Raw genomic sequence first — 25462 nt, 5'->3', positions numbered from 1 at the left:
GTAGAAGACATTCATTTCCCTTACGGCACGGGAGAGGTCGCAAGGGAGACCGATTTGATCTGGGCGAACAGTCGATCGCCAGGGCAAAGAGCGAGGCGTTCGGCCGATCGACGGGTGACTTTCGCCATGAATGTGAAGTCGCCCGTGCCCTCGAGGGCGAGGAGAATGGCGAGGTTGGCGCGCCCGGCGGGCTCGATCGCGACGATTTCGACACGAAGCGTATTCAGGATGGTCGATTGGGCGAGGGGGCCGCGCGAGAGGCTGACGTCGCTCGCCTCGATCCTCAGGCGCCGCTCGAGGCCAATCTCCTGCGGTCCGCTGCCGTCGACGAAAACGCTCTGGCCGCAAAGATCAAGTTCGGCCAGTCCGTCTTCGGGCGAAAAGGCGGTGACCCTGGCCGTCAGGACCGAGGCCGCATGGGGATGGCGCACGAAGCCGAGCCCGATGTCGGTGAGGGCCTGATTGAGCGGACCGCTCGCACGGACCCGGCCCGCTTCGACGAGGACGATCCGGTCGGCCAGCCGCTCGATCTCCGCGATGTCGTGGCTGACATAGAGGATCGGCAGGTCGAGCGCGCCGGCCAGCCGCTCGATGAAAGGCAGTATTTCGCCTTTTGCCCTGTTATCCAGCCCGGAAAGCGGCTCGTCCATCAACATCACCCGAGGCCGCGACAGGATCGCCCGGCCGATCGCGACCCGTTGGCGTTCGCCTCCCGACAGATCGGCGACGGAGCGGGACTTCAGGTGATCGAGACCGAGGAGATCGGCCACTTCGCGCCGCATTGCGGCATCGACGCCGCCGGGGCTGCGCCGCGCGCCGTAAAGAAGGTTTTCCTCGACGCCGAGATGGGCAAAGAGGCTCGCCTCCTGGAAGACGTAGCCGACCGCCCGGCGGTGCGTCGCAACGAAGCGACCTTCGTCCTGCCAGATTGTTTCGCCGGCCCGCACGTGGCCTTCGAGGCGCTCGAGGCCGGCGATTGCCCGAAGGATCGACGTCTTGCCGGAGCCTGACGGGCCGAAAAGAGCGGTGACGCCGCGCGCCGGCGCCGAGAAGGCGGCCTCGATCCAAAAGCTTCCGCGCATCCCGCAAAGCGCGATGTCGAGCCCCTCGCGCCCAGGGCGGCGGTCGCGGTCGCCGTCTGCCGGATTGCCCACGCCACCGCTCACGGGAGCGTTTCTCCGAAGCGTCGACCGATCCGCGACATGGCGAGAATGACGAGGAATGAGAATATGAGCATACCGCCGGCAACGAGGTGAGCCTCGGCGAAGCGCAGCTGTTCGACATAGTCGAAGATGGCGATCGACAGGACGCGTGTCTCTCCGGGAATGTTGCCGCCGATCATCAGGACGACGCCGAATTCTCCGACGGTGTGGGCAAAGCCGAGCACTGCGCCGGTGAGAAAGCCGTTGCGGGCAAGGGGGACGGCGACGGTGAAGAAGCGGTCGAGCGGCGAGGCGCGCAAGGTCGCCGCGACCTCAAGCGGACGCTCGCCGATCGCCTGAAAGGCATTGCGGATCGGCTGGACGACGAAGGGGAGGGAATAGACGACGGAGCCGGCGACGAGCCCTTCGAAGGAGAAGGCGAGAGATCTGACGCCGACGAGACTGCCAAGACCGGCCGGCCCGAGCGCGATCAGAAGATAAAAGCCCAGAACCGTCGGCGGCAGGACCAGCGGCAGCGCGACGAGGGTGGCGACGATGTCGGAGGCGAGCGTATTGGAGCGGGCAAGCCACCAGGCGAGCGGTGTGCCGATGGCGAGAAGGACGAGGGTCGTCACGCTGGCAAGTTCCAAAGTGAGGACGAGGGCCGAGACAATGTCGCCGAAGTCAATCGTCATCCGCGCGTTACCCTACTCACCCGTTCGGTATCCGAACTTTTCGATGATCTTTTTCGCCTGCGGGCCTTTCAGGAAGTCGAGAAACAGTCTGGCGGCCTTGTTGCCGTCTCCTGGCGAAAGCAGCACCGCATCCTGGCGGATCGGCGCGTGATCCTCCTCCGGAACGACCCAGCGCGAGCCTTTGGTGTTGCCGGCGATCTGCGAGAGGGCGACGAAGCCGAGTTCGGCGTTGCCGGTGGAGACGAACTGATAGGTCTGGGCGATGCTGTTGCCCTGGACGATCTTGTCGCTCAGCCTGTCATAAAGACCGAGCGCCTTCATCGTCTCGACCGCGGCGACGCCGTATGGCGCGGTCTTCGGATTGGCGATGGCAAGGCGCTGGAAGGCTCCCGCCTCAAGGGTCTTGGGCCCGGTCACGCGGTTCGGATCGGGACTGAACAGGGCGAGCGTGCCGATTGCGTAAGTAAACTGGCTTCCCTTGACTGCGAGACCTTCGGCCACGGCACGGCGCGGGCGCTCGTCGTCTGCCGCCAGCAACACCTCGTAGGGGGCTCCCTGGCCGATCTGCGCATAGAGAGCGCCAGTCGAGCCGAAGCTCAGCTCGACGTCGTCGCCGGTCTCTTTCGTGAAGGCCTCGGCGATTTCCTTGGCCGGTTCGGTGAAATTGGCCGCGACCGCGACGACCGTCGTGCCGGCCCTGGCCGGGCCTGAAAGGCAGATGGCGACAAGGAGTGCTGCGAGAGGGAGGACGGCGGCGCGGCTCATGAGGATCTCCGATATGTTTCTATGAACATATCGCTTGTTTTGCGACAGCAAGTCCGGAGCGTCTCATTTTTCTACGCCATCCTCGCCTGTCTCGCAGGATGCCTGCGCGAGCAGCGATCGCAGCGCGGCGATGTCGCCGGCGACGGCCGCTTCGGCGCGCGCTTCGATCCTTCGATAGGTGGCGAGCACCATCCGCCCGGTCGGTGTCAGGCTGGCGCCTCCGCCGGTGCTGCCGCCGCGCGCGGATGTCACCAGCGGCTCGCGAAAGGCCCGGTTCAGCTCCTCGACCAGGGTCCAGGCGCGCTTGTAGCTCATGGCAAGTTGGCGGCCGGCCGCGGCGATCGAGCCGGTTTCCTCGATCGCTTCCAGGAGCCGAGCCTTGCCCGGCCCGATGCTCAGTTCGTCGCTGAGGCTGAGCCTGAGATGGGCGACGGCGCCGGGAGAGGCAGGCGTCATGCCCCGGCCAGCGCCGCGTCGATCTCCGCGGCAGTCGGCATGGCCGTTTGGGCGCCCATCTTGCGGCAGGCAAGGGACGCTGCCGCGGCGCCGCGGCGCGCGGCCTGCGCTGTCGCCATGCCGCCTGCAAGGGCGCTGGCGAAAACGCCGACGAAGGTGTCGCCGGCGCCGGTGGTGTCGACGACCTCGACGGGCAGGGCCGACAGCCGTTGCGGTTCGCCCATGCCTTCGGCGATCAGGACGCCGTCTGCGCCAAGTGTCGCGATGACCACGACATTGTAATGCTGTGCCAGTGCTACGGCCGTCTCGGGGATCGTCTGCGCGCCGATCCCCGCCAGTTTCGCCGCTGCGGCCAGTTCACCTTCATTGACGACGAGGATATCGCTCGCGGCAAGAATTCGCGCCAGATCTCGTTGCGAGAGATCTTCGGGAACTGGAGCGAGATTGACGACGACCCGTCCACCGGCCGCTCGCATCCGCTCCGCCGCCGCGACGATCTCGGCGAGCGGGATCTCCATCTGCAGGACGAGCACGGCAGCGGGGCGAAAGAGGGCGGCGTCGATCGCTTCGGCCCGGGCCTCGAGATTGGCCCCGCTGGCCACCGTGATGGCGTTCTCGCCATGCGCATCGATCGAAATGAAGGCGCAACCGGTCCGCTCGCTGCCATCGGCGAGATTGTCGGTCTCGATGCCTTCGGCCATCAGCTGCTCGCGCGCCGCCCGGCCGAGCTCGTCCTTACCGACAGCGCCGGCGAAGACGACGGGTACGGACGATGCGCGCGCCGCGGCGACCGCCTGGTTGGCGCCTTTGCCGCCGAAGAGCTGCTCGTATCGCGTCGAGAGTACGGTTTCCCCTGGACGGGCGATCGCCGCAACCCGGCAAACGAGGTCGATGTTCACCGATCCGAAGACGAATACGATGGGTTCTTGATCCGTCGTTCGAGCCATCGCCTTGCGACATCCCTGTTCCAGCCAGTCATGGGATGCTTGTCCCGCATTCGCGTGCGCTCCTCAAGAGCCAAGGCCGCAAGCCTCGCACACGAGCATCGGTTTTCTGTCTTGCCAGGGAATTGACGCAAACGGGATACGGATCGGGATGCGAATTGAAGCTTAAGGTTGCGATGGGTGATGGGTAAAAACGTCAGGTTAACAAATAAGTATATCTGATTGCCCGAAAGTAGCTGGCGCGGCGCGTATGGTTTTTGCGGGTATCGCCCCCGGTTAAACCATTGCTTAGGAGCTTCCCGCTAGTTTGCGGCTCATTCATCGCCGACAGGCATGAAAAACATTAGAGCACGACGTCACATGAAGAATGCAAGGATATCTGTAAAGCTGACGTTATCGTTTTGCGCACTGGCGTTCTTTGCGCTTGTGGCGAGAGCTTCCATCTGGTGGAGCCTCGACAAGGCCGATGCTTTCGCGGGTGCCAAGGACGAGCACATTGCGGTCACGCAGGACGACGTCTCGGCGCGCTTTGCGCTGGCGCGTGGCACGATCCTCGTCGGCGTCGTCTCTTGCGTTCTGGCCGCCATCGGTTTCGCGGTTGCCCTGTCGCGCGGCTTTGCGCGTCGCGTTGGCCTCATGACTGCGGCGATGCGCAGGCTGGCCCCGGGCGACAAGGCCGTCGAGATCCCGGCGATCGGGCGCGACCGGCTGGCAGCGCAGTCCACAAGGACCGACGAACGCGCCGTATCGATCGTCCGCTTCAACGAACCTTTCGCACGTTGTGCGGCCCCACGAACAACAACGAGGTCTGCTGCGAGAATGGCCCCCGCAAAACCGGCGCGGGCCCTGCCTCAGATGAAACGAACCGGATCCGGCGGAGCAGCGCCCGATTATGCCAAAGACGTCTCCGCCGTCAGCTGGAAGGAATTTTGATGCCACGCAAATCCACCAAGGCAACTTCCGCCGAAGGCACCGTCTTCGCCCTTCCCGAAGTGCTCGATCTCAAGGCTGCAACGCCGCTCGCAGAGAAGCTGATGGCGCTGCGCGGGCAGAACCTCGTCATCGACGCCTCGAAGGTCGAGCGCCTTGGCACCCAGTGCGTCCAGATCCTGATCGCGGCCGCCGCGACCTGGAAGGACGAAATGGCCTCCTTCAGCATCGCCGAACCCTCTGATTCCTTCACCTCCGGCCTTCAGGTCCTTGGCCTCACGCCTCAGGCCATTCTCGAAAAGGAAGTTGCACAATGACACGCACGATTCTCACCATCGACGACTCCCGCACCATGCGTGAGATGTTGAAGGTCACGCTGGCCTCGTCGGGCTTTACGGTCGTTCAGGCCGAAGATGGCCAGCACGGCATCGAGGTCCTGCAGGGAATGAACGTCGAGCCCGACGTGATCATCACCGACATCAACATGCCCCGCAAGGACGGTTTCCAGTTCATCGAGGAAGTCCGCGCCGACCACAGCCGCCGCTCGATCCCGATCCTCGTTCTGACGACGGAAAGCGACGCTGAGAAGAAGCAGCGCGCTCGCCTCGCCGGTGCGACCGGCTGGATCGTCAAGCCCTTCGATCCGACGAAGCTCGTCGACGCAATCAACCGCGTCGCGGCCTGATAACCAGCCGCGTACGGCGCATAAACTCGATGCAACCAGCCGGTACGACAAGACCGGGTCGAGGGTGAAAGAGACAGATCATGGACGCAATGGCCGAAATCCGGCAAACCTTCTTCGAAGAATGCGCCGAGCAGCTGGCGGAACTCGAAGCGGGGCTTCTGGCGATCGAGAATGGCGAAGCGGATTCCGACACCGTCAACGCTGTCTTTCGCGCCGTACACTCGATCAAGGGCGGCGCGGGCGCTTTCTGCCTGGACGATCTCGTCCATTTCGCGCACGTCTTCGAGACGACGCTCGACGAGATGCGCTCCGGCCGCCTCGATTCGACCGATCACGTCGTCAAGATCATGCTGCGTTCGGCGGATGCGCTGGCTGATCTCGTCACCATCGCCCGCGATGGCGGTACGGCCGATGCCGAACGCAACGCGTCGCTGATCAACGAGCTCAAGGGGCTCGTGGCATTGGCCAAGGGCGAAGAGCCGCCAGCGCCCGCCGAAGCGAGCTCCGGTGCCGCCGCCGCCTCGGGTTCGCCGGTCTATGACGATGGCATGGGCGACCTCGACTTCACCCCGGTGGCGGTGGATCTCGGCGATCTGATGGGGCTTGGCGGCGACAATGCCTACAAGATCGTTTTCAAGCCGTCGCCGCGCATGTATGCCAAGGCGAACGAGGCGAACCGCGTTTTGCGCGACGTCTACGCCCTCGGTGAGGCGAAGGTTCACTGCAACACCTCCGAAGTGCCGCTTCTGACGGCGATCGATCCCGAAGGCGCCTATCTCACCTTCACCATCGAGCTCTCGACCTCCGAAACGGAGGACAAGGTCCGGGAAGTCTTCGAGTTCGTCGAGTTCGACAGCGACCTGACGATCGAAGCCATCGCTGATGAAGATGGCGACGACAGCGACGATCCGGACATTGCCGACATCCTCGCCCGCATCAAGGCGACGCCCGACGACGAGGAAGGGCCGGAGGAAAAGGCCGAGGCTCCGGCGGAGCCCGTTGCCGCAGCTCCTGCCGCGCCTGCCAAGGCTCCCGAGCCCGAGCAGCCCAAGGCGAGCCCGGCCAAGGCTGCGGCGCCGAGTGCTCCGCCGGCGGCAAAGGCCGAGGCAGGCGGCGACAGCAAGAATGGCGCCGGCGGCGGCGCCGCGCAGACGATCCGCGTCGATCTCGAGCGCGTCGATCGCCTGATCGACCTCGTCGGCGAGCTGGTGATCCACCAGGTCATGCTGTCGCAGCGTGCCTATCAAGCCGGCCTTGCGAGGGCCTCGGATGTCGCTGTCGGCTTCGACGAGCTCGAGCAGCTGACCCGCGAGATCCAGGACTCGGTCATGGCGATTCGCGCGCAGCCGGTGAAATCCGTCTTTCAGCGCCTGCCGCGTCTGGTGCGCGAGGTGGCCGACATCTCCGGCAAGCAGGTCCGCCTGATCACCGAGGGTGAGTGGACCGAAGTCGACAAGACCGTCATCGAACGGCTCGCCGATCCGCTGACCCACATGATTCGCAACGCCATCGACCACGGTCTGGAAAAGCCCGAGGACCGGCTCGAGGCCGGCAAGACCGAGGAAGGCGTCGTGCGCGTCGCGGCAATGCATCGCTCCGGCCGGATCGTCATCGAGATTTCCGACGACGGCGCCGGCATCAACCGCCCGCGCGTCAAGGACATCGCGATCAAGAAGGGGCTGATTCCGGCCGAAGCGAACCTGTCCGACGAGGAGATCGACAATCTGATCTTCCTGCCGGGCTTCTCGACCGCCGAAAAGCTTTCCTCGCTTTCCGGCCGCGGCGTCGGCATGGACGTCGTCAAGCGCTCGATCCAGGCGCTGGGCGGTCGCGTCTCGATCACCTCGCGGCCCGGCAAGGGCTCGACCTTCACCATGAGCCTGCCGCTGACGCTGGCCGTCCTTGACGGCATGATCGTCTCGGTCGGCGACCAGACCGTCGTCGTCCCGCTGACGGCGATCATCGAGACGCTGCAGCCCAAGGCCAGCGAGGTGAAGAGCTTCGGCGGCGATGCGCGGCTCGTCCAGGTCCGGGACAACTTCCTGCCGCTCGTCGATGTGGCTCGCGAGCTCGGCTATTCCTACGAACAGGCGAGCGCCACCGGCGGCGTCGCGATCCTGGTGGAAGCCGAGAACGGCGCCCGCTCGGCGCTTCTCGTCGATGCGATCCAGGGCCAGCGACAGGTCGTGATCAAGAGCCTCGAGGCCAACTATGGCCGCGTTCCGGGGATTGCGGCAGCGACGATCCTCGGCGATGGCCGCGTCGCCCTCATTCTCGACGTCGACGCAGTCGTCGCGACGTCGCGGCCGGAGGGCAATTTCTTCAACGGTAGCATGCAGCACGCAGCGGAGTGAGCAAAATGACGGCAGTTGCGCCACCCCAGAATGACAATCGCACTGACCCGCGGTCGGCGCGCGAACTCATCGCCTTCTGCATTGGCGAGCAGGAATTCTGCGTCGACATCATGTCGGTGCGCGAAATCCGCGGATGGACGCAGGCAACGCCCCTTCCGCACGCTCCGTCCTATGTCAACGGCGTCATCAACCTGCGCGGTGCCGTGCTTCCGATCGTCGATCTCGCCGCAAGGCTCGGCTTTCCCCGCACGGTTCCCACGGCCAGAAGCGTGATCATCGTCGTGCGGGTGGAGCTGCAGCTCTTCGGCCTTCTGGTCGATGCGGTGTCCGATATACTGACGATCACCGATGAATCGCTGCAGCCCACGCCCGATCTCGCATCCGACCTCGCCAAGACCTTCGTCAGGGGCGTCATGGCGATCGAGTGCCGTATGATCTCGCTGATCGCGACGGACAACGTGCTGCCGCAGTACCAGAACGTCGCCTGAAGCCAAACGAAGGGATTGCGCCGGATTCGCGGCGCCGTTCCCAGACAGTCTGAGGCGGCAGCTTGGCTGCCGGCCATCGAGGAGTAAAGGTCGGTGACGGCTAGGCGTGAAACTACGACACGAGACGGGTCCCAGAGGGCGGCTTCGCAGACCGCACGTTATGGCAACGGCGAGTTTCCGATGACCGACGGCGACTTCGCGACCATCGCGAAGTTGCTCTACGAGGACGCCGGGATCTATCTCGCCGACACCAAGGCGACCTTTGTCTATTCGCGCCTTTCCAAGCGCCTGCGCGCGCTCGGTCTGCAGAGCTTCAAGGATTACTGCGCTCTCGTTCAAAACAGCGCGAATGCCAGCGAGCGGATGACGATGCTGGCGTCGCTGACCACCAACGTCACGCACTTCTTCCGCGAGCAGCATCACTTCGACTATCTGCGCAACGTCCTCCTGCCGCCGCTGCTCGACGATGCGAAGCGGGGCGGGCGGGTGCGCATCTGGTCGGCGGGCTGCTCGATCGGCCACGAGCCCTATTCGATCGCGATGACCATCCTGTCGTTGATGCCGAACGCGGCGGAATATGACGTGCGCATCCTTGCGAGCGACATCGATCCGACCGTCGTCACCACCGGCCGCACGGGCGTCTACGGGGCCAGCGCTCTCGAGAGCATCCCCATGGATCTGCGCCGCAAGTGGTTTCGGCCGAGTGCCTCGGATGGTTCCGCCGGCAACGGGGCGACGGAGATGCTTTACGAGGTGGCCGATCCCTTGCGCGATCTCGTCGCCTTCCGCGAACTGAACCTCAACGGCGAATGGCCGATGCGCGGTCAGTTCGACGCGATCTTCTGCCGGAATGTGACGATCTACTTCGACCAGCCGACGCGCGAGCGCGTCTGGAAACGGTTCGTCGAGCGGCTTTTGCCGCATGGCGTCCTGTTCATCGGACACTCGGAGCGCGTCACCGGGCCTGCGCTCGAGGTTGTCGAGTTTCAGGGCAACACGTCCTACCGGAAGATCCGGTGAAACCGTGATGCGTCGTCATCCGGCCATCGCTCCAAGGCTTAACCAGCTGCACCCGCGGCGAAACAGTTCACGCACGCGATCTTTGTCGCACGTGCAGTATGTGCGGCGCGGCTCTGGTTCCGTGTCGCAGGGAGGACAGTGAAATGTGCGCGGCAAGCGTTCTCGTCGTCGATGACTCCGCCACCATGCGGGCATTGATCAAACATGCCCTGAGCCGTGATCCGGAGATCGTCGTCGTCGGCGAGGCCGCGAACCCGTTCGAGGCCCGCGACAAGATGAAGGCGCTCGATCCGGACGTGGTGACGCTCGACGTCGAGATGCCGAACATGAACGGCATCGAATTCCTCGAGAAGATCATGACGCTGCGGCCGACGCCGGTGATCATGGTCTCCAATTTGACCGCACCGGGTGCCGCCGCGACACTCGCGGCCCTGGAAATCGGCGCTTTCGATTGCGTCGCCAAGCCGAGCGCCCGGGGCAACATGTTCATTGAGCTGCCCGGGCTCATCAAGGAAGCGGCCCGCGCGAAGAGCGGGATGGCAAAACGTCGCAACGCGCCGTCTCGCGGCAGAAGCGCCGTCGCTAAGACGGCCCGCGGGGCGAAACTGCCAGACCTGATCGCGATCGGCTCGTCGACGGGTGGGGTCGAAGCCCTGATGCAGGTTCTGGCGGAGTTTCCGGCGAATTGTCCGCCGACTGTCATCGTGCAGCATTTGCCGGCAGCTTTCACAGGCTCCTTCGCCGCCCGGCTGGACCGCGTCTCGCGGGCCCGTGTCTTCGAGGCGAAAGGCGGCGAGGAGCTCCTGCCGGGGCATGTCTATCTCGCACCGGGGGGCGGGCGCCACATGGTGGTCAAGGCCGGTACGCGCCCGAGTCTCTCGCTCATCGAAGGCGAAACCGTCTCCGGGCACCGGCCGTCTGTCGATGTCCTGTTCGGCTCGGTCGCCAAGAACTTCAGCGGCTCGCACTGCGGCGTCATATTGACCGGGATGGGCCGCGACGGTGCGCAGGGACTTTTGGAAATGCGCCAGGCTGGCGCCCAGACTTTGGGTCAGGACGAGGATAGCTCACTCGTTTATGGCATGCCCCGGGTCGCCCACGAAATCGGCGCGGTCGAGCGTCAATTGCCTCTCGGTCGAATTGCAAGGCAAATTTTCAGTGGCGGCTAAATGTCATATAAATCAACCAATTCGCGCCCGAAGAACAGACTTCGTTCATGAAATTAGTGTCTACTGGGCCTCGGAAGGAATGACACAATGAGCATCAAAGATCACCTCAAAGTCTTGATCGTCGACGATCATCGCACGAGCCGCATGCTGATCCGCGACGCGTTGGAACAGCTCGGCATCAAGCAGATCGTCTTCGCCTGTGACGGTGAAGAGGCCCTGAAGGCGATGATGGCGACGCCGTGTCACATCATCATATCGGACTTCAACATGCCGAAACTGGACGGTATCCAGCTTCTGCAGGCAATTCGGTCTTACAAGAAGACCCAGAAGACGCCGTTCATCATTCTGACCAGCAAGGGCGATCGTGAGCTCGTCATGAAGGCGGCGCAGCTCGGCGTGAACAACTTCCTCGCCAAGCCGATCACCGTGCCGGTCCTGAAGAAGACCATCGAAGCCGTGGTGGGGCGCTTGCAATGATTTCTGGTGGCCGTCCCAATCGTATTCACATCATGCAGGGCGAAGCGAAGATCGAGCGCGGGGAGGACACGGTCCTCACCACGCTGCTCGGCTCCTGTGTTGCGGCCTGTATCCGTGATCCCGGTGCCGGCGTCGGCGGAATGAATCATTTCCTCCTGCCTGGCAGCGGCGGACCGGAAGCGGGCCGTGCGGAAAGCTTCGGGCTTTATCTGATGGAAGTGCTGATCAATGGTCTGATGCAGCGCGGGGCTCGTCGCGGCCATCTGGAGGCCAAGCTGTTCGGCGGAGCACGCACCGTCGACGGCCTGTCCGACGTCGGTGCCAAGAACGCGGCCTTTGCCGAGCGGTTCCTGCAGAACGAGGGCATCACCTATCTCGGCGGTTCGCTTGGTGGCATGCGGGGGCGAAGGATCGAGTATTGGCCGCATTCCGGCCGGGCCCGCCAGATCTTCTTCGAGGAGACCGCGATGCCGAAAATCCCGGTCGCAGCACCTGTCAGGGCGCCGCAGACGATTGGTGATGTCGACCTGTTCTGATCGACCTCCCAAGTTTCTCGCATCACTGCGAAACAACAACGCGCAAGACCTGACCAACGAGAGTTTCCATGACCACACTTCCCCTCTCCAGCCTGTTGCAGACCCTGGCAGAGGAACTGCGGACTCTCGCCGTCACCGCCGAGGAGATGCACAATCTCGTCTGCCACGAACATCTGTCACACGATCCCGCCTACATCCGGGCGGTGCAGCGGATCGATCACACCACGCAGGTGCTCGACAATCTGTCGAACTTTGTCGCGGCCGTCGGCGATGAAACGGTCGAGGGCTGGTCGATCACGATCGGTCCTGCGCTGAACACGATCCGGCTCGCCGAACTGAAGCATCGGTTGCACAAGATCGAGGGCGCAGACACCGCCGCCAACGACGACGACGGGGATCTCGAACTGTTTGGATGAACGGGGCGAGGGGCGGCTTTCCGAGGGTCGCCCGAACCGGCCCGCTGCAATGCGCCTTGCCGAGGGGCGCATGGCTCGAAAGACCCCCAAATGCGAAAGCCAGTGGCGCGATGCGCCGCTGGCTTTTCTTATGATGGTCAGTCTCCGGGAATGACCGCTGCCACGCGCCGAAGGGCTGGAGAATCGTCACGCTTATGATGCCCGGGAAGGGCGTGATCGGACGACAGGCGGCTCCCGATCACTCCGCTGCTTCGCACTCCCTGACGTCGGTCGCATCCTCGCGGACGGCCGTCGGTGTGCGCGCTTCGAGACGACGCAGTCGTTCTTCCTCGTCGCTCATGTAGCCGCGGGTTATCGGCAGCGTATCGAGGCTTTTGGTGAACTGGAGCTGGAACACCACGAGATCCTGCCAGCGAAACGCCGTTTCCGATGCGGCCAGATAGAACTCCCACATCCTGCAGAAGGCTTCGTCGTAAAGGGCCTTGGCCTCCTCGCGGCGTGACATGAACCGCTCGCGCCAGTGCCTCAGGGTTTCGGCATAGTGGATCCTGAGAACCTCGATATCGGTGATGATCATTCCCTGGCGCTCGCTCGCCGCCATGATCTCCGAAAGGGCGGGAATATAACCGCCCGGAAAGATGTATTTGGCGACGAAGGCATTGGTATTGCCTGGCGGGTCGTAGCGCCCGATCGTGTGCAGGAGCATGACGCCGTCGCCCTTGAGGATATTGGCGCAGCGGGCAAAGTACTCGTCGTAAAATCCGACGCCGACATGCTCGAACATCCCGACCGAAACGATGCGGTCGAACGGGCCCTCGGTCTGGCGGTAGTCCTGCAGGCGAAATTCCGCGCGATCGCTGAGACCTTCGTCCTTCGCCCGGCGCGAGGCGACGGCCAGCTGCTCGTCGGATAGCGTGACCCCGACGACATTGGCCGAGAGATTGCGGGCCAGATAAAGCCCCATGCCGCCCCAGCCGCAGCCGATATCGAGAACCCGCATGTCCTTGCGGTCGATGCTGAGCTTGGCTGCGATGTGCCGCTTCTTGGCGAGCTGCGCCTCCTCCAGCGTCGCGTCCGGTCGCTCGAAATAGGCGCAGGAATACTGCCTGTCCTCGTCGAGGAACAGATCGTAGAGCTCACCCGACAGGTCGTAGTGATGCTTGACGTTGGAGCGGGCCCGCTTGGGCGTGTTGTTCTGGATGATCCGGCGGGCGGCCAGCCGCAGGCGCTCGATGACACGCATCCAGGCCCGGTCGGTTGCGTGGTTGCCGGCGTTCTCGAAGATCAAGGCGAGCACGTCGTAAAGGCTGCCTTCGACGACGTCGAACCCGCCGTTCATGTAGGCTTCGCCGAATTTCAGGCTGGGATTGAGGGCGACCGCGCGCTCCACGGCCCTTGAATGGAAGTGGACGGCCACCGGTTTGCCGGTTCCATCACCCCAGTTGTGGCGGTTTCCGTCTGCATCGATGATGCTGAAATCACCTGTGACGATGAGGTGATCGAGATAGTATTTCAAAATGCGGTTCATAACGCCGATCTCCTGGCAAGAGCCGTCGGAGCCTCGGGATATTCCTGAAATGCAAAACAACCGTCGCTAAGACGAAGTGCCTAAAACTCCGCAACTTCCCGGTTCACGCGCCTGTCGAAATGCCGCCGGACCGCCTGGGGTCCGTCGGTCGTCTCCACAGCCATATCGTGACCCGCGTCCCCGCTGAGTGCATTCAAGTGATCGCCCGGTGCTCCAGAGACCGCGGCGGCTGGACTCGGCCGTCGGGTACTGGTTGCTCGTTCAACTGTGCAACGGAAATCCTAAGGGCGAAAATGCATAAGAAAAGAGCCCCGCTGTCGCGGGGCTCAATTTTTCGACATCAATTTGTCATCCGGCCATCTTTTCAGGCGGTCGTATCGTCGGCTTCGAGCTCGGCCGCCTCTTCGCCGGCTTCCTCGCCGTCGAGGTCTTCCTCGTCTTCCTGGGCGTAGTCCGGCTCGTCGGCGCCGTAGATCGCGTCGGCGGAGGTGAGGTCTTCGCCGCGGGCCTGACGTTCGGCTTCATCCGGCGAACGCGCGACGTTCAGCTGAACCATGACCGCGACCTCGGGATGCAGGCTCACCTCGACCTTGTGCAGGCCGATGCTCTTGATCGGCTGGTTGAGTTCGACCTGATTGCGGCCGACCTTGAAGCCTTCGGCAACAAGAATTTCCGAGATGTCGCGGGTCGAGACCGAACCGTAGAGCTGGCCGGTTTCGCCGGCGGTGCGCACGACGATGAAGGAGCGGCCGTCCAGCGTGTCGGCGACACCCTTGGCCTCGGCCTTGCGCTCTTCGTTGCGCTGGATGAGCTGGGCCTTCTGCGCCTCGAAGCGGGCACGGTTGGCTTCGTTGGCGCGAAGCGCCCGGCCGGTCGGCAGGAGGTAGTTGCGTGCGTAGCCGTCGCGGACCTTGACGGTCTCGCCCATCTGGCCGAGGCGGGCGATACGCTCGAGGAGGATGACTTGCATGGTGGAGTTCCTTTGTCTTTCGTGTGTTTCAAGGAGTTTGAGGTGGACCCGCGCGCATCCGCCTGACCGTGTCGTAGACGCCGAGGCAGGTGAAGACGAAGAGCGGAAACGAGAGGATCGTGATCGCCGCATAGGAAACGAAGAGCAGCAGCCCCCGGTTGGATCGGCCACGCGTGCGAGCATGAAGCCTGGCGAGGCCGACAAAGGTGAACGCCATGCCAAAAGCCCCGCACAGAACCAACGCAACTTGCTCGGCCGGCCCCGAGAGAAAGCTGCCGGCAAGGCCCACGGCAAATACGGCAAGCGCGATCGGCGGCAGGTGCAGCGATGTCGGCAGGTCGTCGCGGGGACGGGGAAGCCGATCGGAAACTCGGGTGACCCATGCGCCGAGATACAGCCCGACTGCCAGGATCAGCGTCAGGATCGCCGGCTGCACGAGGGGGACGAGCGAAAGGAGGAGGCTCGCCACGGCATCGATCTCGACGTCGTTGATCTGGCCGGTGCTGTTGCTCTGGCGCAGGGCATCCATGATTTCGGGCTTGAGTGTCGCAACGTCGTAGCCGAGATACCAGCCGAGCCCGATGCAGGCGGCGGCGGACATCAGCGCGATCGCGAACAGGATACGCTCCGGCGGATACCATTCGAGGCCGGGCTGTGCACCGGCAGGCGCAGGCAGGGTGGTTTCCGGTTCTGCAGCGGGCTTGGCGAGGCCGGCGAGATGGCCAGCAATTGCGGCCGGCAGGGACATGGAAACGAACAGAAGGACGCCGCCGGAAAAGAGGCCGGAGATGGCGACGACAACACCGGCCGCGACGATGGCGGCTATGAGTCCGGCCACGCTCCCCCAGCCAAGGCTGGCGATGAAGATCGGAATGGGGGCCGCGAGCGCGAGGGTGACGGCCGAGCCGGACTGGAACACCAGGCCGACGAAGAGCAATGCGCTTGCTGCGCCCGCTGCCGCGGCTATCAGGAGTTTCGAAAAGGTCATCGTCCGGGTCGCTGTCCTGCGCTGGCGGCAGTTAGAGGCCGCAAGCGGCCCCAACTCGATCACCGCCGACGACCTGCGCCGCAATGATCGTGTGATGGTCGGATGCCGCGCCCGATGGTTCGCGCGCGACTCCAGTTCTGTTTTCCGATCCGGCCGCCTTGGCGGCCGTCGGGCGCAAAGGACGCCGGCCTGTGGCCGGCGCGCCGCTTACTTGATGACGTAAGGCAGAAGGCCGAGGAAGCGCGCGCGCTTGATGGCGCGGGCCAGCTCGCGCTGGTTCTTCTGCGAGACGGCCGTGATGCGCGAGGGCACGATCTTGCCGCGCTCGGAGATGTAGCGCTGCAGGAGACGGACGTCCTTGTAGTCGATCTTCGGCGACTCGGAGCCGGAGAACGGATCGGACTTGCGCCGACGGTGGAACGGACGGCGGGTGGGAAGCTGTGCGATATCGACCATGTGACCTTACTCCGAATCGTTATCGCGGGGACGGCGAGGACGATCTTCGTCACGGTCGCGGCGCGGGCCACGATCACCGCGGTCGCCGCGATCACGGTCGCCGCCACGGCGCGGACGATCGTCGCGCTTCTGCATCATCGCCGAAGCGCCTTCCTCGTGCTCCTCGACGCGGATCGTCATGTAGCGCAGGATGTCCTCGTTGAAGCGCATGAGGCGCTCCATCTCGTCGACGGCCGTCGAGGGGGCGTCGATGTTGAGAAGCGTGTAATACGCCTTGCGGTTTTTCCGGATACGATAGGCGAGGGTCTTCAGACCCCAGTTCTCGACCTTGAGAACCTTGCCGCCATTGTTTTCCAGAATGCCCCTGAACGTCTCCACCAGCTGGTCCACCTGCTGGTTCGAGATGTCCTGGCGCGAGAGGAATACGTGCTCGTAGAGAGCCATTCGCTAACGCCTTTCCAAATCTTCCATCGTTGAGCCCGATCCAGCGGCTAAGCCTCTGCGACTTCCCAAAGTGGCCGTGAGGCCGGATCGGAAAGGCGGTATCGAGAGCGGTCGAGAGCGGAGACACGGGAAGCAGGCGACATTTTCGCGCCGTCAAGCCGGCGAACCGGCAGCCTTCCGTTCAGCCCCCAGCTGAAAAACCGGGCTATGACGATGCGGCGGATACAACGGCTCGGCCGGTAAATCAAGTCCGAGACGGGTCAAAACCACGATCACGGCAGCTTTACGGATCGCGTCGCGCGCTCCGTGCTTAATAACAGAGGCGACCTTTGCGCAAGCATTGCCGCCAACTCATCACCGGCGCCAGGAGAGGGAGCCCGACGATGCCTCGTTTGTTCAAGCTCAACCCCACACCCGCATTGTTCGCCGGTCTCGTCCTGTCGCTCGCGGTGCCGCTGAGCGCCGCCGCCCATCACGGGTGGGGATGGACCGAAACGGCCGAAAGCCGGTTGGCTGGGGAAATCAGGTCCATCTCGCTCGGAAACCCGCATGCCCATCTCGAGGTCGAGAACGCCGACGGCCTCTGGGACGTCGATCTCGCGCCGCCTTATGCCACCGAACGCGCCGGCTTCGTCGAAGGTGTCGCAAAGCCCGGCGATCGCGCGAGCTTCACCGGGCATCGCTCGAAAGACGCAAACGAGAAGCGCTTCAAGGCCGAGACAATCACCGTGAACGGCAAGACCTACGACGTTTATCCGCGCCGCGAGAAGAGCATGAAGCCGCAAGCCTGAGGCGCTCCGCCCGATGCTGGAAGACGCGCTCGGCCTGATCGCCGGTTCCTGGCCTGCCGAGGCGCTGAAGACGTCGCGCATCGTCTATCCGCTGGTCAACGCGGTTCATATCCTGAGCTTCGCGACGCTGTTCGGCGCCATCGCGGTCCTCGACCTCGCCATTCTGGCGCGGGCGAGGCGGGCCTTCGTCCTGCCGCTGACGCGGTTCGTTCCGCCGATCGCGGGAGCGGGCCTTTGCGCGGCGTTGCTGTCCGGCTTCGTCCTGTTTTCCGTCCAGCCTTTCGACTATGCCGCAAATCCGGCTTTTCGGCTGAAGCTCGTTCTTGTGGCAGCGGGGCTGTGCCACGTCGCCGTGCTTCGGCTGACCCCGTCGTTCCGGCGAATGCGGGAGACGGGAATCGCGACCGCGGGGCTGGTCGCATCCGCGGGGCTGTCGCTCGGGATATGGACCGCCGCGATCGTCGCCGGCCGGTTCATCGCCTTTCTGGCTTGATGCATGAACTCGCTTTGCACGGCGCGCCATGGCAGCTTCGTTTGCGCAAGCGGCGAGGCGCGGCCGCCCGGAATGCTTCCTCAGACATGCTTTCCACTGGAATAGCGAGACGAAGATTGCCAATGTGCCGGACAAGAAGCGGGAGGAAAAGAATGAGCACCCAAGGCGTCTCGGCACAGACTTCGCCATCCGCGATCTTCCACTATGCCCGCCTCGTGGCGGTCGGCCTTCTCGCCTTTCTGCTTTTCACTTCGGTCCTGGGGGCCGAAGAGATCGCCGCGGCGGGACCGGCCGGCAGCCTCGATGATGCCGGACTGATTTCGGCACTCTCCGGGCGCAATCTCGAAGGTGTCTATGCCGATGCCACGCCATGGTCCGAAGCCTACGCCAAGGGCGGAACGCTCTCCTATCGGGATCGGCTCGGCCTTTGGGCCGGCGACTGGAGCGTGCGGAACGACCGGTTCTGCACCTTCTATCGCGACGAGGCGATCAGCGGCGGATGTTTTCTCGTTGCAAGGCGCGGCGAGAACTGCTTCGACTTCTACGCCGTAGATCTTTCGTCAGAGCCGGTGGTGGCGGCCGGAGACATCGCGGCCGGGCGAAACTGGACGGCCCGTGGCTGGTATGTCGAGGCGGAATCGACATGTCCGGACGAAAACCAGCACGTCGTCGAGATACTATCGCACAGAACCGGCCCCTTTTTCATCGGCGCAGGCATAAAATCAGCCTGAAACGCTGAAAAGGCGGCCGACCTTCCGGCCGACCGCCTCGTTACTCTATCGCTCGGTTCTGATGCGCCTGTTGTCAGGCACTCAGGCCCGACGCGGGGGCGTGCCCGGCCCGCGCCGCGGCTGCTCGTCTCTTTCCAGGAACTTCTTGGCAATCCACCCGACGATGATTGCCTTCAAGATACTTCTGATCACGGTCGTCTCCATCCACCTGTCACCTGACGCGCTAACGCCGATCAGAGCGTTTCGGTTGCAGAGCTCCGCATCCGTCTTCGACATGCTCTCGAACAAACGCTGCCTTGACGCCTCGAACGAGCGCGTCAGTTAACAAGCAGTGATTGTTGGAAACGAGAGTATGGTGGGACATTGAGCAATACCACGATAGATGAAAAGCAGAACAGGCCGTCGGGCGGCGGCACGGGAGTGAAGACGGGCAGCCTTGGCCCGTTTCCCCATGTCTGCCGGCCTGTATTTCTTATATCGGCAGCGTTGATCCTTGGTTTCCTGATCTTCGGGGCCGGTTTCCCGGAAACGGCGAACACCGTGTTTCAGGGCGCACAATCCGGGATCGCCGACTATTTCGGCTGGTTCCTGATCCTCGTCACGAATCTCTCCCTCGTCCTCACCGTCTACATCGCATTCTCGCGCTATGGCGACATCCGCCTCGGAGCCCAGACCGAAACGCCGCAATACGGCCTGCTCTCATGGATCGCCATGCTGTTTTCGGCCGGCATCGGCATCGGCCTGCTCTACTGGGCCGTCGCCGAGCCGCTCTACCACTTCTTCGCACCGCCCGTCGGCGAGGCGGAAAGCGTCGAGGCGGCCAAACAGGCCATGGTTCTGGCCTTTTTCGACTGGGGCCTGCATGGCTGGGGCATATACTGCATCGTCGCCCTGTCGCTGGCCTATTTCCATTATCGCAAGGGCCTGCCGCTTTCGATCCGCTCGGTGCTCTATCCGCTGATCGGCGAGCGCATCTATGGGCCGTGGGGGCATGCGGTCGACATCCTCGCCGTCTTCGGCACGATGTTCGGCGTCGTCACGTCGCTCGGTCTTGGCGTGATGCAGATCAATTCCGGCCTCGAAACCTTTCTCGGCCTGCCGAACAACATCTTCGTGCAACTCGCGCTGATCGCCATCATCACGGCATTTGCGACGATCTCGGTGATGCTCGGTCTCGACGGCGGCATCAAGCGCATTTCGAGCTTCAACATCTATCTGAGCTTCGCGCTCCTCGCCTTCGTCGTGATCGTCGGGCCGACGCTCTTCATCTTCGACAGCTTCATCGAGAATGTCGGCAACTATCTGAACGGTCTCGTCCACTGGAGCTTCTGGGTCGAGAGCTATTCGGGCACCAACTGGCAGGTGGACTGGACGCTGTTCTACTGGGCCTGGTGGATTTCCTGGTCGCCCTTCGTCGGCATCTTCATCGCCCGCATCTCGCGCGGCCGCACGATCCGTGAGTTTCTGCTCGGCGTCCTGCTGATCCCGACCACGATCCTGTTCTTCTGGTTCACCGCCTTCGGCGGAACGGCCGTGAAGATGGAGCTCGACGGCAATCCCGGCCTGATCGAGGCCACCAAGGAAAGCTATGGCGACGCGATCTTCAAGCTGATCGAGTTCTTCCCCGGAACGCCGCTGATCGGCGCGATCATCATCGTGATGATCGTCGTGTGGTTCGTCACCTCGTCCGATAGCGCGAGCTTCGTAATCGACATGCTCACCGCCGGCGGTCACGCTGATCCGCCTCGCATCCAGCGCCTGTTCTGGGCCGTCACGGAAGGTGCGATCGCGGCGATGCTGCTGGTCGCGGGCGGTCTCAAGGCGCTTCAGGCGGCAGCGGTCGTCGCCGGCTTTCCGTTCGCCATCGTGCTCCTGATCATGATGTACTCGCTGTTGAGAGGCCTCGGGCGTGACAAGCTGGTGCTCTACCGGGCGGACCAGTGGTACGAGACGGAAAAGGAAACCGACGTCAACACGCCGGACCCCTACCGCGACGAGCACGCGCTGAAAGGCCCGCCGCGTCTGGCCAGCGGCGGATAAGAGCGGGGGGCATCCCGTTTCAGACAAAGCCGGGCGGGACAGATCCTTCGGGGTCTGTCCCGCCCGGCGCCGTTTCGGGCGCCAGAATCTGCCGAGCAGAAGGGTAGGCAAGGGATGGAATCCGGGGCCCGCCAACTCGCTCGCAGGCCATGACGCCTCATTCGGAACAAGCGTCAGAGGCCCGGCCAAAGATCGCACGTGCCGCAGCAAGAACCGCGATGCGGGACGCTCTTGAAGTCTTGCAACGGCAAGAATGAACGGGATGGTGCGGCGGCGTGAACTTTGTCCGTCGCAGCCTGACGGCCCGGCTTCGCCCTGCTTACGTCACCACGTCCGGCTCGCTGCGCCCCGTACGCTTCTTGATCTCGCCGATCACGTCCGCCGTCGCGATGAGCTCCTTCAGCGCTTCTTCGGGCGGGAGGGCGTGTTTCGACGGGTCGGACTCGAAGCGCTCGATATAGACGCGCAGCGTCGCGCCGGCGGTGCCTGTGCCTGACAGGCGATAGACGATCCGCGAGCCGCCGGAGAAGATGATGCGCACGCCCTGGCTGGTCGAGACCGAGCCGTCGATCGGGTCCTTGTAGGAAAAGTCGTCGGCTTCGGAGACGACGAGCGTGCCGAAGCGCTGGCCGGCCATCGAGGCGAGGCGATCGCGAAGCGATTCCATCAGCCCGTTGGCAGCCTTGGCGTCGATCTCCTCGTAGTCGTGGCGCTGATAGAAGTTGCGGCCGAATTCGGCCCAGTGCTTGTCCAGGATGTCCTGAACGCTCTCGCGCCGCTCTGCCAAAATGTTCAGCCACAGGAGGACCGCCCACACGCCGTCCTTCTCGCGCACGTGGTCGGAGCCGGTGCCGGCGGATTCCTCGCCGCAGATCGTCACCTTGCCGGCGTCGAGGAGATTGCCGAAGAACTTCCAGCCGGTCGGTGTCTCGTAGATGCCGATCTTGCGTTTTTGCGCGACGCGGTCGGCGGCCTGGCTGGTCGGCATGGAGCGGGCGATGCCGGCAAGACCCCCGGCATAGGCCGGAGCCAGGGGGGCATTGGCGGCAAGAACCGCCAGCGAATCCGACGGAGAAACGACGACGCCCTTGCCGACGATCAGATTGCGGTCGCCGTCGCCATCCGATGCGGCGCCGAAATCGGGTCCGTCGTTGGCCATCAGGTGGGAGATCAGCTCGGCTGCGTGGACGGCGTTCGGGTCCGGGTGGCCACCGCCGAAGTCCTCCTTCGGCACATTGTTGACGACGCTGCCCTGAGGCGCGCCGAGGCGTCGCTCCAGGATCTCGGTCGCATAGGGCCCCGTCACGGCGTGCATCGCGTCGAAGCGCAGGCGGAAGCCGGAGGCGATCAGATCGCGGATCTTGGCAAAGTCGAACAGGCTCTCCATCAGTTCGGCATAGTCGGCGACGGGATCGATCACCTCGACCACCATGTCGCCGAGCGTCGTCTCGCCGAGTTTGGAGATATCCGGCGCGGTCGAGGTCCACACACGGTAGCGCTGGATCGATTTCGACTTCTCGAAGATCCTGGCCGTCACGCTCTCGGGGGCGGGCCCGCCGTTCGAGCCGTTGTATTTGATGCCGAAATCACCCTTCGCGCCGCCGGGATTGTGGCTTGCCGAAAGGATGATGCCGCCCGATGCGCCGCGTTTGCGGATGAGGTTGGATGCGGCCGGTGTCGAGAGGATGCCATCCTTGCCGACGACGACGCGGCCATAGCCGTTGCCGGCCGCCATGCGGATCGCCATCAGGATGACTTCGCGGTTGTAGTAACGGCCGTCGCCGCCAATGACGAGGGTTTCGCCGCCGTCGAGCGGCAGCGCATCGAAGATCGACTGGATGAAGTTTGCCGCATAGTTCGGCTGCTGAAAATGCGGGACCTTCTTGCGCAGCCCGGAGGTGCCGGGCTTCTGATCGTCGTAGGGGGTGGTGGCGATCGTCTCGATCATCGTCTCGTCTACTCTTTCGTCAGATCGCGGTAGATACCCGCATAGAGCGCCGCGCTCTTTTCCCAGGAAACATCCGCCTTCATAGCGGCCGCTTGCATCGTTCGCCAGACTTGGGCGTCTTCGTAGAGCTCGAGCGTGCGGTCGACGGCTGCGAGGAGGGAGTCGCGCTCGGGTGACGTGAAGATGACGCCCGTCGCCGCCTTGGCGCTGACGGCGGCATAGTTTGCGTCGACCACGGTGTCGGCAAGGCCGCCGACCTTCGCGACGACCGGTATGCAGCCATAGCGAAGCCCGTAGAGCTGGGTCAGGCCGCAGGGCTCGAAGCGCGAGGGGATGAGGATCGCGTCGGCGCCGGCCTGCACCCGGTGCGACAGGGTCTCGTCATAGCCGATCCGCACGCCGACGCGGTCGGGATGGCGCGAGTGGGCAGCCTGAAAAGTGCCCTCGATGATCGCCTCGCCGGAGCCGACGACGACGAGGCGCACGCCCCGCTCGACGAGCTCGTCGCAGATCTCGGCGACGAGATCGAGGCCTTTCTGCCAGGTCAGCCGGCTGACGACGGAGAAGATCGGCCCGTTCTCGCGGCGAAGCCCGAACTCGCCCTCGAGGGCACGCTTGTTGTGAAGCCGGGACTTCATGTCGGCGGGTGAATAGGGCGCGGCGATGGCCGGATCGGCTTCGGGGTCCCAGACGGTGGTGTCGATGCCGTTGACGATGCCGACGAGGCGCGAGCCACGGCCGAGCAGCAGCCCGTCGAGCCCCATGCCGCCGCCGGGGGTAACGATTTCCTTGGCATATGTCGGACTGACCGTCGTCACCACGTCACAGGCGTGGAGACCGCCTTTCAGAAAGCCGACATTGCCGTAATATTCGACGCCCTCGATCGACCAGCTCGCCGCCGGCAGCCCCAGCTGTGGGAAGATACCTGAGGGGTAGTTTCCCTGAAAGGCCAGATTGTGGATCGTCAGCACCGTCTTCGGCCGCGGGCGGTTGGATGCCGCAAGATAGACGGGCGTCAGCGCGGCCTGCCAGTCGTGGACATGGACGATGTCGGGCAGATAGCCGTCGATGGCGCCCTGCGCGACCATCGCGCCTGCCTTCGACAGGGCCGCGAAGCGCCGCCAGTTGTCGCCGTAGTCGTGCCCTGCCGTGTCGGTGTAGGGCCCGCCCAGACGATCGTAGAGCTCCGGCATGTCGAGGACGAGGAGCTTCATGCCGGACAGCTTGACGGCAAGGAGCCGCGCCGTGCCGCCCAGGACGTCGTCCAGCGGCAGGACCTCGACCTTGGCCCCGGCGGCCTCGATCGCCTTGAGGACGACCGGATAGCCCGGCAGCATGGTGGTGACGTCGCAGCCGTGCCCGGAAAGCGCTGAGGGCAGGGCGCCGGCGACGTCCGCGAGCCCGCCGGTCTTGATCAGCGGAAAGACTTCCGCGGCAATCGAGAGGATTTTCATCGGGTGGTCAGTAACTCAAACGCTCGATCATCGGCTTGGTGACGAGGCAGATGCCGCTTTCGGTGCGGCGGAAGCGCTTGGCGTCGAGTTCGGGATCCTCGCCGATGACGAGGCCGTCGGGAATGACGACGCCGCGATCGATGACGGCGTTGCTGACCCGCGCGCTGCGGCCGATGTGGCTTTGCGGCAGGACGACGGCATGGTCGAGATGGGAATAGGAGTGGACCCGCACGCCGGTGAAGACCAGCGAGCGATTGAGCGAGCCGCCGGAGATGATGCAGTCGCCGGAAACCAGCGACGAGATCGCCGTGCCGCGTCGCCCGTCCTCGTCATGGACGAATTTTGCCGGCGGCACGATCTCGGCATAGGTCCAGATCGGCCAGTCGCGATCGTAGATGTCGAGCGGCGGGACGATGTCGGTGAGGTCGATATTGGCCTGCCAGTAGGCATCGACGGTGCCGACGTCGCGCCAGTAGGCCTCGTTGTCCGGCTCCATCGCCGAGCGCACGACCGAGCGGTTGAAGCGATGGGCGACGGCTTTGCCGTGGCGCACGATATGGGGAATGATGTCCTTGCCGAAATCGCGCTGGGAGTGGGGATCGGACGCGTCGCGGCGCAGCTGGTCCATCAGGAAATTGGTCTCGAAGACGTAAATGCCCATGGAGGCGAGCGCGACGTCCGGCCGGCCGGGGATCGACGGCGGATCCTTCGGCTTCTCGATGAAGTCGGTGATCTGGAAGTCCTCGTCGACATGCATGACGCCAAAACCGACCGCATCCATCCGCGGGACTTCCAGGCAGCCGACCGTCACGTCCGCGCCGGAATCCACATGCTGCTGGAGCATGATCTCGTAGTCCATCTTGTAGATGTGATCGCCGGCAAGGACGACGATGTGCTTGGGCGCGTAGGATTCGATGATGTCGATGTTCTGATAGACGGCGTCCGCCGTGCCGGCATACCACTGGTCTTCCGAGACGCGCTGGCTGGCCGGCAGGATGTCGAAGCTTTCGTTGCGGCCCGGCCGCAGGAAGTTCCAGCCGTTCTGGAGATGCCGGATCAAGCTGTGGGCCTTGTACTGGGTGGCGACGCCGATGCGCCGGATGCCCGAATTGATCGCGTTGGAAAGGGCGAAGTCGATGATGCGCGTCTTGCCGCCGAAATAGACGGCGGGCTTCGCGCGGGCATCGGTCAGTTCCAGGAGCCTGCTGCCGCGCCCGCCCGCCAGAACATATGCCATGGCGTCGCGCGCCAGCGGTGCGATCGGTCTTGAGTCCGGCATTTTCCCTCCCTTGCGGTGGCTCTTCTATCCGAGGCCGCCTTGTGCGTTTGGCGGATCGGCTTTTCGTGAGCCGCGGTTATGCGCGTCATTGGTTCACAGACAGTGAGGATAGGGCGGTTCAAGTCAAGGAGGATATGCAGCGATCCACCACCGCGGCATGACAGGTCAAGCCGCGGTGGTTGGCTGCCACTGGAGAGGGCCGGGCAGGCGCCTCTCCTGGTTCCTGCTGTTCAGGCCGAAGCCCGTCCTTCGCAGACAGGCGG

Annotated in this window: 27 protein-coding genes; 14 read left to right on the top strand and 13 right to left on the bottom strand. The window is 64.0% G+C overall.

Annotated features, from left to right (window positions below):
* Positions 1-20: 20 nt before the first annotated feature.
* The 5 genes from modC to J6595_RS00985 form a co-directional block, all read right to left on the bottom strand.
* On the bottom strand, positions 21-1166 hold the full coding sequence (gene modC, locus J6595_RS01005; RefSeq protein ID WP_342453058.1) for a molybdenum ABC transporter ATP-binding protein: 1146 nt from the start codon (positions 1164-1166) through the stop codon (positions 21-23).
* Positions 1163-1837: a molybdate ABC transporter permease subunit gene (gene modB / locus J6595_RS01000; RefSeq protein WP_209592569.1), complete on the bottom strand. Its 675-nt coding sequence runs from the start codon at positions 1835-1837 to the stop codon at positions 1163-1165. Before modB ends, modC begins: the two co-directional genes overlap by 4 nt.
* Before the next feature lie 12 nt (positions 1838-1849).
* Positions 1850-2602 carry a molybdate ABC transporter substrate-binding protein gene (gene modA, locus J6595_RS00995; RefSeq protein WP_209592564.1) on the bottom strand — a complete coding sequence of 251 codons (753 nt, stop codon included), beginning with the start codon at positions 2600-2602 and terminating at the stop codon, positions 1850-1852.
* Between the two features lie 63 nt (positions 2603-2665).
* On the bottom strand, positions 2666-3058 hold the full coding sequence (locus tag J6595_RS00990; RefSeq protein WP_209592560.1) for a winged helix-turn-helix domain-containing protein: 393 nt from the start codon (positions 3056-3058) through the stop codon (positions 2666-2668).
* Complete coding sequence (locus J6595_RS00985) at positions 3055-4005, bottom strand: PfkB family carbohydrate kinase (RefSeq protein WP_245197518.1); 951 nt, start codon at positions 4003-4005, stop codon at positions 3055-3057. The genes J6595_RS00990 and J6595_RS00985 overlap by 4 nt, the downstream gene beginning before the upstream one ends.
* Positions 4006-4428: 423 nt before the next feature.
* On the opposite strand from J6595_RS00985, the gene J6595_RS00980 reads away from it, so the two are divergent.
* From J6595_RS00980 to J6595_RS00935, 10 genes are all read left to right on the top strand, one after another.
* Positions 4429-4935 (top strand): hypothetical protein, encoded by a 507-nt coding sequence (locus J6595_RS00980; RefSeq protein ID WP_209592559.1) that lies wholly within the window; start codon positions 4429-4431, stop codon positions 4933-4935.
* Positions 4935-5249, top strand: coding sequence for an STAS domain-containing protein (locus tag J6595_RS00975; protein WP_209592558.1), 315 nt, complete (start codon positions 4935-4937; stop codon positions 5247-5249). Before J6595_RS00980 ends, J6595_RS00975 begins: the two co-directional genes overlap by 1 nt.
* Positions 5246-5617: a response regulator gene (locus tag J6595_RS00970; RefSeq protein ID WP_209592557.1), complete on the top strand. Its 372-nt coding sequence runs from the start codon at positions 5246-5248 to the stop codon at positions 5615-5617. The genes J6595_RS00975 and J6595_RS00970 overlap by 4 nt, the downstream gene beginning before the upstream one ends.
* A gap of 80 nt (positions 5618-5697) precedes the next feature.
* Positions 5698-7971, top strand: a complete 2274-nt coding sequence (locus tag J6595_RS00965; RefSeq protein WP_209592556.1) for a chemotaxis protein CheA — start codon at positions 5698-5700, stop codon at positions 7969-7971.
* Positions 7972-7976: 5 nt separating this feature from the next.
* Positions 7977-8459, top strand: a complete 483-nt coding sequence (locus tag J6595_RS00960) for a chemotaxis protein CheW (protein ID WP_209592555.1) — start codon at positions 7977-7979, stop codon at positions 8457-8459.
* Positions 8460-8639: 180 nt separating this feature from the next.
* A complete protein-coding gene (locus tag J6595_RS00955; protein ID WP_209592554.1) occupies positions 8640-9479 on the top strand; it encodes a CheR family methyltransferase in 840 nt (279 codons plus the stop codon).
* A 143-nt stretch (positions 9480-9622) separates the two neighbouring features.
* Entirely contained in the window at positions 9623-10648 is a 1026-nt protein-coding gene (locus J6595_RS00950; protein WP_209592553.1) for a protein-glutamate methylesterase/protein-glutamine glutaminase, read from the top strand.
* 87 nt (positions 10649-10735) lie between these two features.
* Complete coding sequence (locus tag J6595_RS00945; RefSeq protein ID WP_134762089.1) at positions 10736-11125, top strand: response regulator; 390 nt, start codon at positions 10736-10738, stop codon at positions 11123-11125.
* A gap of 32 nt (positions 11126-11157) precedes the next feature.
* A complete protein-coding gene (locus J6595_RS00940; RefSeq protein ID WP_245197517.1) occupies positions 11158-11661 on the top strand; it encodes a chemotaxis protein CheD in 504 nt (167 codons plus the stop codon).
* A gap of 68 nt (positions 11662-11729) precedes the next feature.
* The gene (locus J6595_RS00935) at positions 11730-12077 is read left to right on the top strand and encodes a hypothetical protein (protein ID WP_209592551.1); all 348 of its coding nucleotides are present in this window, start codon (positions 11730-11732) and stop codon (positions 12075-12077) included.
* 238 nt (positions 12078-12315) lie between these two features.
* Here the strand turns inward: J6595_RS00935 and J6595_RS00930 are convergent, their stop codons facing one another.
* The 5 genes from J6595_RS00930 to rpsF all read right to left on the bottom strand — a co-directional run bounded on the left by J6595_RS00930 (position 12316) and on the right by rpsF (position 16463).
* Positions 12316-13605 (bottom strand): cyclopropane fatty acid synthase, encoded by a 1290-nt coding sequence (locus J6595_RS00930; protein WP_209592550.1) that lies wholly within the window; start codon positions 13603-13605, stop codon positions 12316-12318.
* Positions 13606-13969: 364 nt separating this feature from the next.
* Positions 13970-14575 carry a 50S ribosomal protein L9 gene (rplI, locus tag J6595_RS00925; RefSeq protein ID WP_209592549.1) on the bottom strand — a complete coding sequence of 202 codons (606 nt, stop codon included), beginning with the start codon at positions 14573-14575 and terminating at the stop codon, positions 13970-13972.
* Between the two features lie 28 nt (positions 14576-14603).
* Positions 14604-15563, bottom strand: coding sequence for a hypothetical protein (locus tag J6595_RS00920; RefSeq protein ID WP_209592548.1), 960 nt, complete (start codon positions 15561-15563; stop codon positions 14604-14606).
* A 207-nt stretch (positions 15564-15770) separates the two neighbouring features.
* The gene (gene rpsR, locus J6595_RS00915; protein WP_209592547.1) at positions 15771-16019 is read right to left on the bottom strand and encodes a 30S ribosomal protein S18; all 249 of its coding nucleotides are present in this window, start codon (positions 16017-16019) and stop codon (positions 15771-15773) included.
* Positions 16020-16025: 6 nt separating this feature from the next.
* Complete coding sequence (gene rpsF, locus J6595_RS00910) at positions 16026-16463, bottom strand: 30S ribosomal protein S6 (RefSeq protein WP_209592546.1); 438 nt, start codon at positions 16461-16463, stop codon at positions 16026-16028.
* A gap of 383 nt (positions 16464-16846) precedes the next feature.
* Here rpsF and J6595_RS00905 point away from each other — a divergent pair, with 383 nt between their 5' ends.
* From J6595_RS00905 to J6595_RS00890, 4 genes are all read left to right on the top strand, one after another.
* Complete coding sequence (locus tag J6595_RS00905; RefSeq protein ID WP_425342112.1) at positions 16847-17254, top strand: DUF6152 family protein; 408 nt, start codon at positions 16847-16849, stop codon at positions 17252-17254.
* Between the two features lie 13 nt (positions 17255-17267).
* A complete protein-coding gene (locus tag J6595_RS00900; RefSeq protein WP_209592545.1) occupies positions 17268-17747 on the top strand; it encodes a DUF2214 domain-containing protein in 480 nt (159 codons plus the stop codon).
* A 152-nt stretch (positions 17748-17899) separates the two neighbouring features.
* Positions 17900-18478, top strand: coding sequence for a hypothetical protein (locus J6595_RS00895; protein WP_209592544.1), 579 nt, complete (start codon positions 17900-17902; stop codon positions 18476-18478).
* A gap of 420 nt (positions 18479-18898) precedes the next feature.
* Positions 18899-20518 (top strand): BCCT family transporter, encoded by a 1620-nt coding sequence (locus J6595_RS00890; protein WP_209592938.1) that lies wholly within the window; start codon positions 18899-18901, stop codon positions 20516-20518.
* Positions 20519-20837: 319 nt separating this feature from the next.
* Here the strand turns inward: J6595_RS00890 and J6595_RS00885 are convergent, their stop codons facing one another.
* The 3 genes from J6595_RS00885 to glgC are packed head-to-tail and all read right to left on the bottom strand — an operon-like array spanning position 20838 to position 25199.
* The gene (locus tag J6595_RS00885) at positions 20838-22466 is read right to left on the bottom strand and encodes an alpha-D-glucose phosphate-specific phosphoglucomutase (RefSeq protein ID WP_209592543.1); all 1629 of its coding nucleotides are present in this window, start codon (positions 22464-22466) and stop codon (positions 20838-20840) included.
* Between the two features lie 8 nt (positions 22467-22474).
* Positions 22475-23920, bottom strand: coding sequence for a glycogen synthase GlgA (gene glgA, locus J6595_RS00880; RefSeq protein WP_209592542.1), 1446 nt, complete (start codon positions 23918-23920; stop codon positions 22475-22477).
* A gap of 7 nt (positions 23921-23927) precedes the next feature.
* Positions 23928-25199 carry a glucose-1-phosphate adenylyltransferase gene (glgC, locus tag J6595_RS00875; protein WP_209592541.1) on the bottom strand — a complete coding sequence of 424 codons (1272 nt, stop codon included), beginning with the start codon at positions 25197-25199 and terminating at the stop codon, positions 23928-23930.
* Between the last annotated feature and the right edge of the window lie 263 nt (positions 25200-25462).

It is taken from the genome of Jiella mangrovi (assembly GCF_017815135.1).
GTDB lineage: Bacteria > Pseudomonadota > Alphaproteobacteria > Rhizobiales > Rhizobiaceae > Jiella > Jiella mangrovi.
The sequence above is the reverse complement of the archived record's forward strand: the minus strand, read 5'-3'. Positions and strand labels throughout refer to the sequence as shown.

Bases quoted from the DNA above. Each gene is read 5' to 3' on its own strand.
- J6595_RS00935 (WP_209592551.1), top strand. From the start codon at position 11,730: ATGACCACACTTCCCCTCTCCAGCCTGTTGCAGACCCTGGCAGAGGAA.
- J6595_RS00945 (WP_134762089.1), top strand. From the start codon at position 10,736: ATGAGCATCAAAGATCACCTCAAAGTCTTGATCGTCGACGATCATCGC.
- J6595_RS00965 (WP_209592556.1), top strand. From the start codon at position 5,698: ATGGACGCAATGGCCGAAATCCGGCAAACCTTCTTCGAAGAATGCGCC.
- rpsF (WP_209592546.1), bottom strand. From the start codon at position 16,463: ATGGCTCTCTACGAGCACGTATTCCTCTCGCGCCAGGACATCTCGAAC.
- rplI (WP_209592549.1), bottom strand. From the start codon at position 14,575: ATGCAAGTCATCCTCCTCGAGCGTATCGCCCGCCTCGGCCAGATGGGC.
- J6595_RS00940 (WP_245197517.1), top strand. From the start codon at position 11,158: ATGCAGGGCGAAGCGAAGATCGAGCGCGGGGAGGACACGGTCCTCACC.
- J6595_RS00930 (WP_209592550.1), bottom strand. From the start codon at position 13,605: ATGAACCGCATTTTGAAATACTATCTCGATCACCTCATCGTCACAGGT.
- J6595_RS00970 (WP_209592557.1), top strand. From the start codon at position 5,246: ATGACACGCACGATTCTCACCATCGACGACTCCCGCACCATGCGTGAG.
- J6595_RS00895 (WP_209592544.1), top strand. From the start codon at position 17,900: ATGAGCACCCAAGGCGTCTCGGCACAGACTTCGCCATCCGCGATCTTC.
- modA (WP_209592564.1), bottom strand. From the start codon at position 2,602: ATGAGCCGCGCCGCCGTCCTCCCTCTCGCAGCACTCCTTGTCGCCATC.
- rpsR (WP_209592547.1), bottom strand. From the start codon at position 16,019: ATGGTCGATATCGCACAGCTTCCCACCCGCCGTCCGTTCCACCGTCGG.
- glgC (WP_209592541.1), bottom strand. From the start codon at position 25,199: ATGCCGGACTCAAGACCGATCGCACCGCTGGCGCGCGACGCCATGGCA.
- modB (WP_209592569.1), bottom strand. From the start codon at position 1,837: ATGACGATTGACTTCGGCGACATTGTCTCGGCCCTCGTCCTCACTTTG.
- J6595_RS00885 (WP_209592543.1), bottom strand. From the start codon at position 22,466: ATGATCGAGACGATCGCCACCACCCCCTACGACGATCAGAAGCCCGGC.
- J6595_RS00955 (WP_209592554.1), top strand. From the start codon at position 8,640: ATGACCGACGGCGACTTCGCGACCATCGCGAAGTTGCTCTACGAGGAC.
- glgA (WP_209592542.1), bottom strand. From the start codon at position 23,920: ATGAAAATCCTCTCGATTGCCGCGGAAGTCTTTCCGCTGATCAAGACC.
- J6595_RS00905 (WP_425342112.1), top strand. From the start codon at position 16,847: ATGCCTCGTTTGTTCAAGCTCAACCCCACACCCGCATTGTTCGCCGGT.
- J6595_RS00960 (WP_209592555.1), top strand. From the start codon at position 7,977: ATGACGGCAGTTGCGCCACCCCAGAATGACAATCGCACTGACCCGCGG.
- J6595_RS00985 (WP_245197518.1), bottom strand. From the start codon at position 4,005: ATGGCTCGAACGACGGATCAAGAACCCATCGTATTCGTCTTCGGATCG.
- J6595_RS00920 (WP_209592548.1), bottom strand. From the start codon at position 15,563: ATGACCTTTTCGAAACTCCTGATAGCCGCGGCAGCGGGCGCAGCAAGC.
- J6595_RS00900 (WP_209592545.1), top strand. From the start codon at position 17,268: ATGCTGGAAGACGCGCTCGGCCTGATCGCCGGTTCCTGGCCTGCCGAG.
- J6595_RS00975 (WP_209592558.1), top strand. From the start codon at position 4,935: ATGCCACGCAAATCCACCAAGGCAACTTCCGCCGAAGGCACCGTCTTC.
- J6595_RS00950 (WP_209592553.1), top strand. From the start codon at position 9,623: ATGTGCGCGGCAAGCGTTCTCGTCGTCGATGACTCCGCCACCATGCGG.
- J6595_RS00990 (WP_209592560.1), bottom strand. From the start codon at position 3,058: ATGACGCCTGCCTCTCCCGGCGCCGTCGCCCATCTCAGGCTCAGCCTC.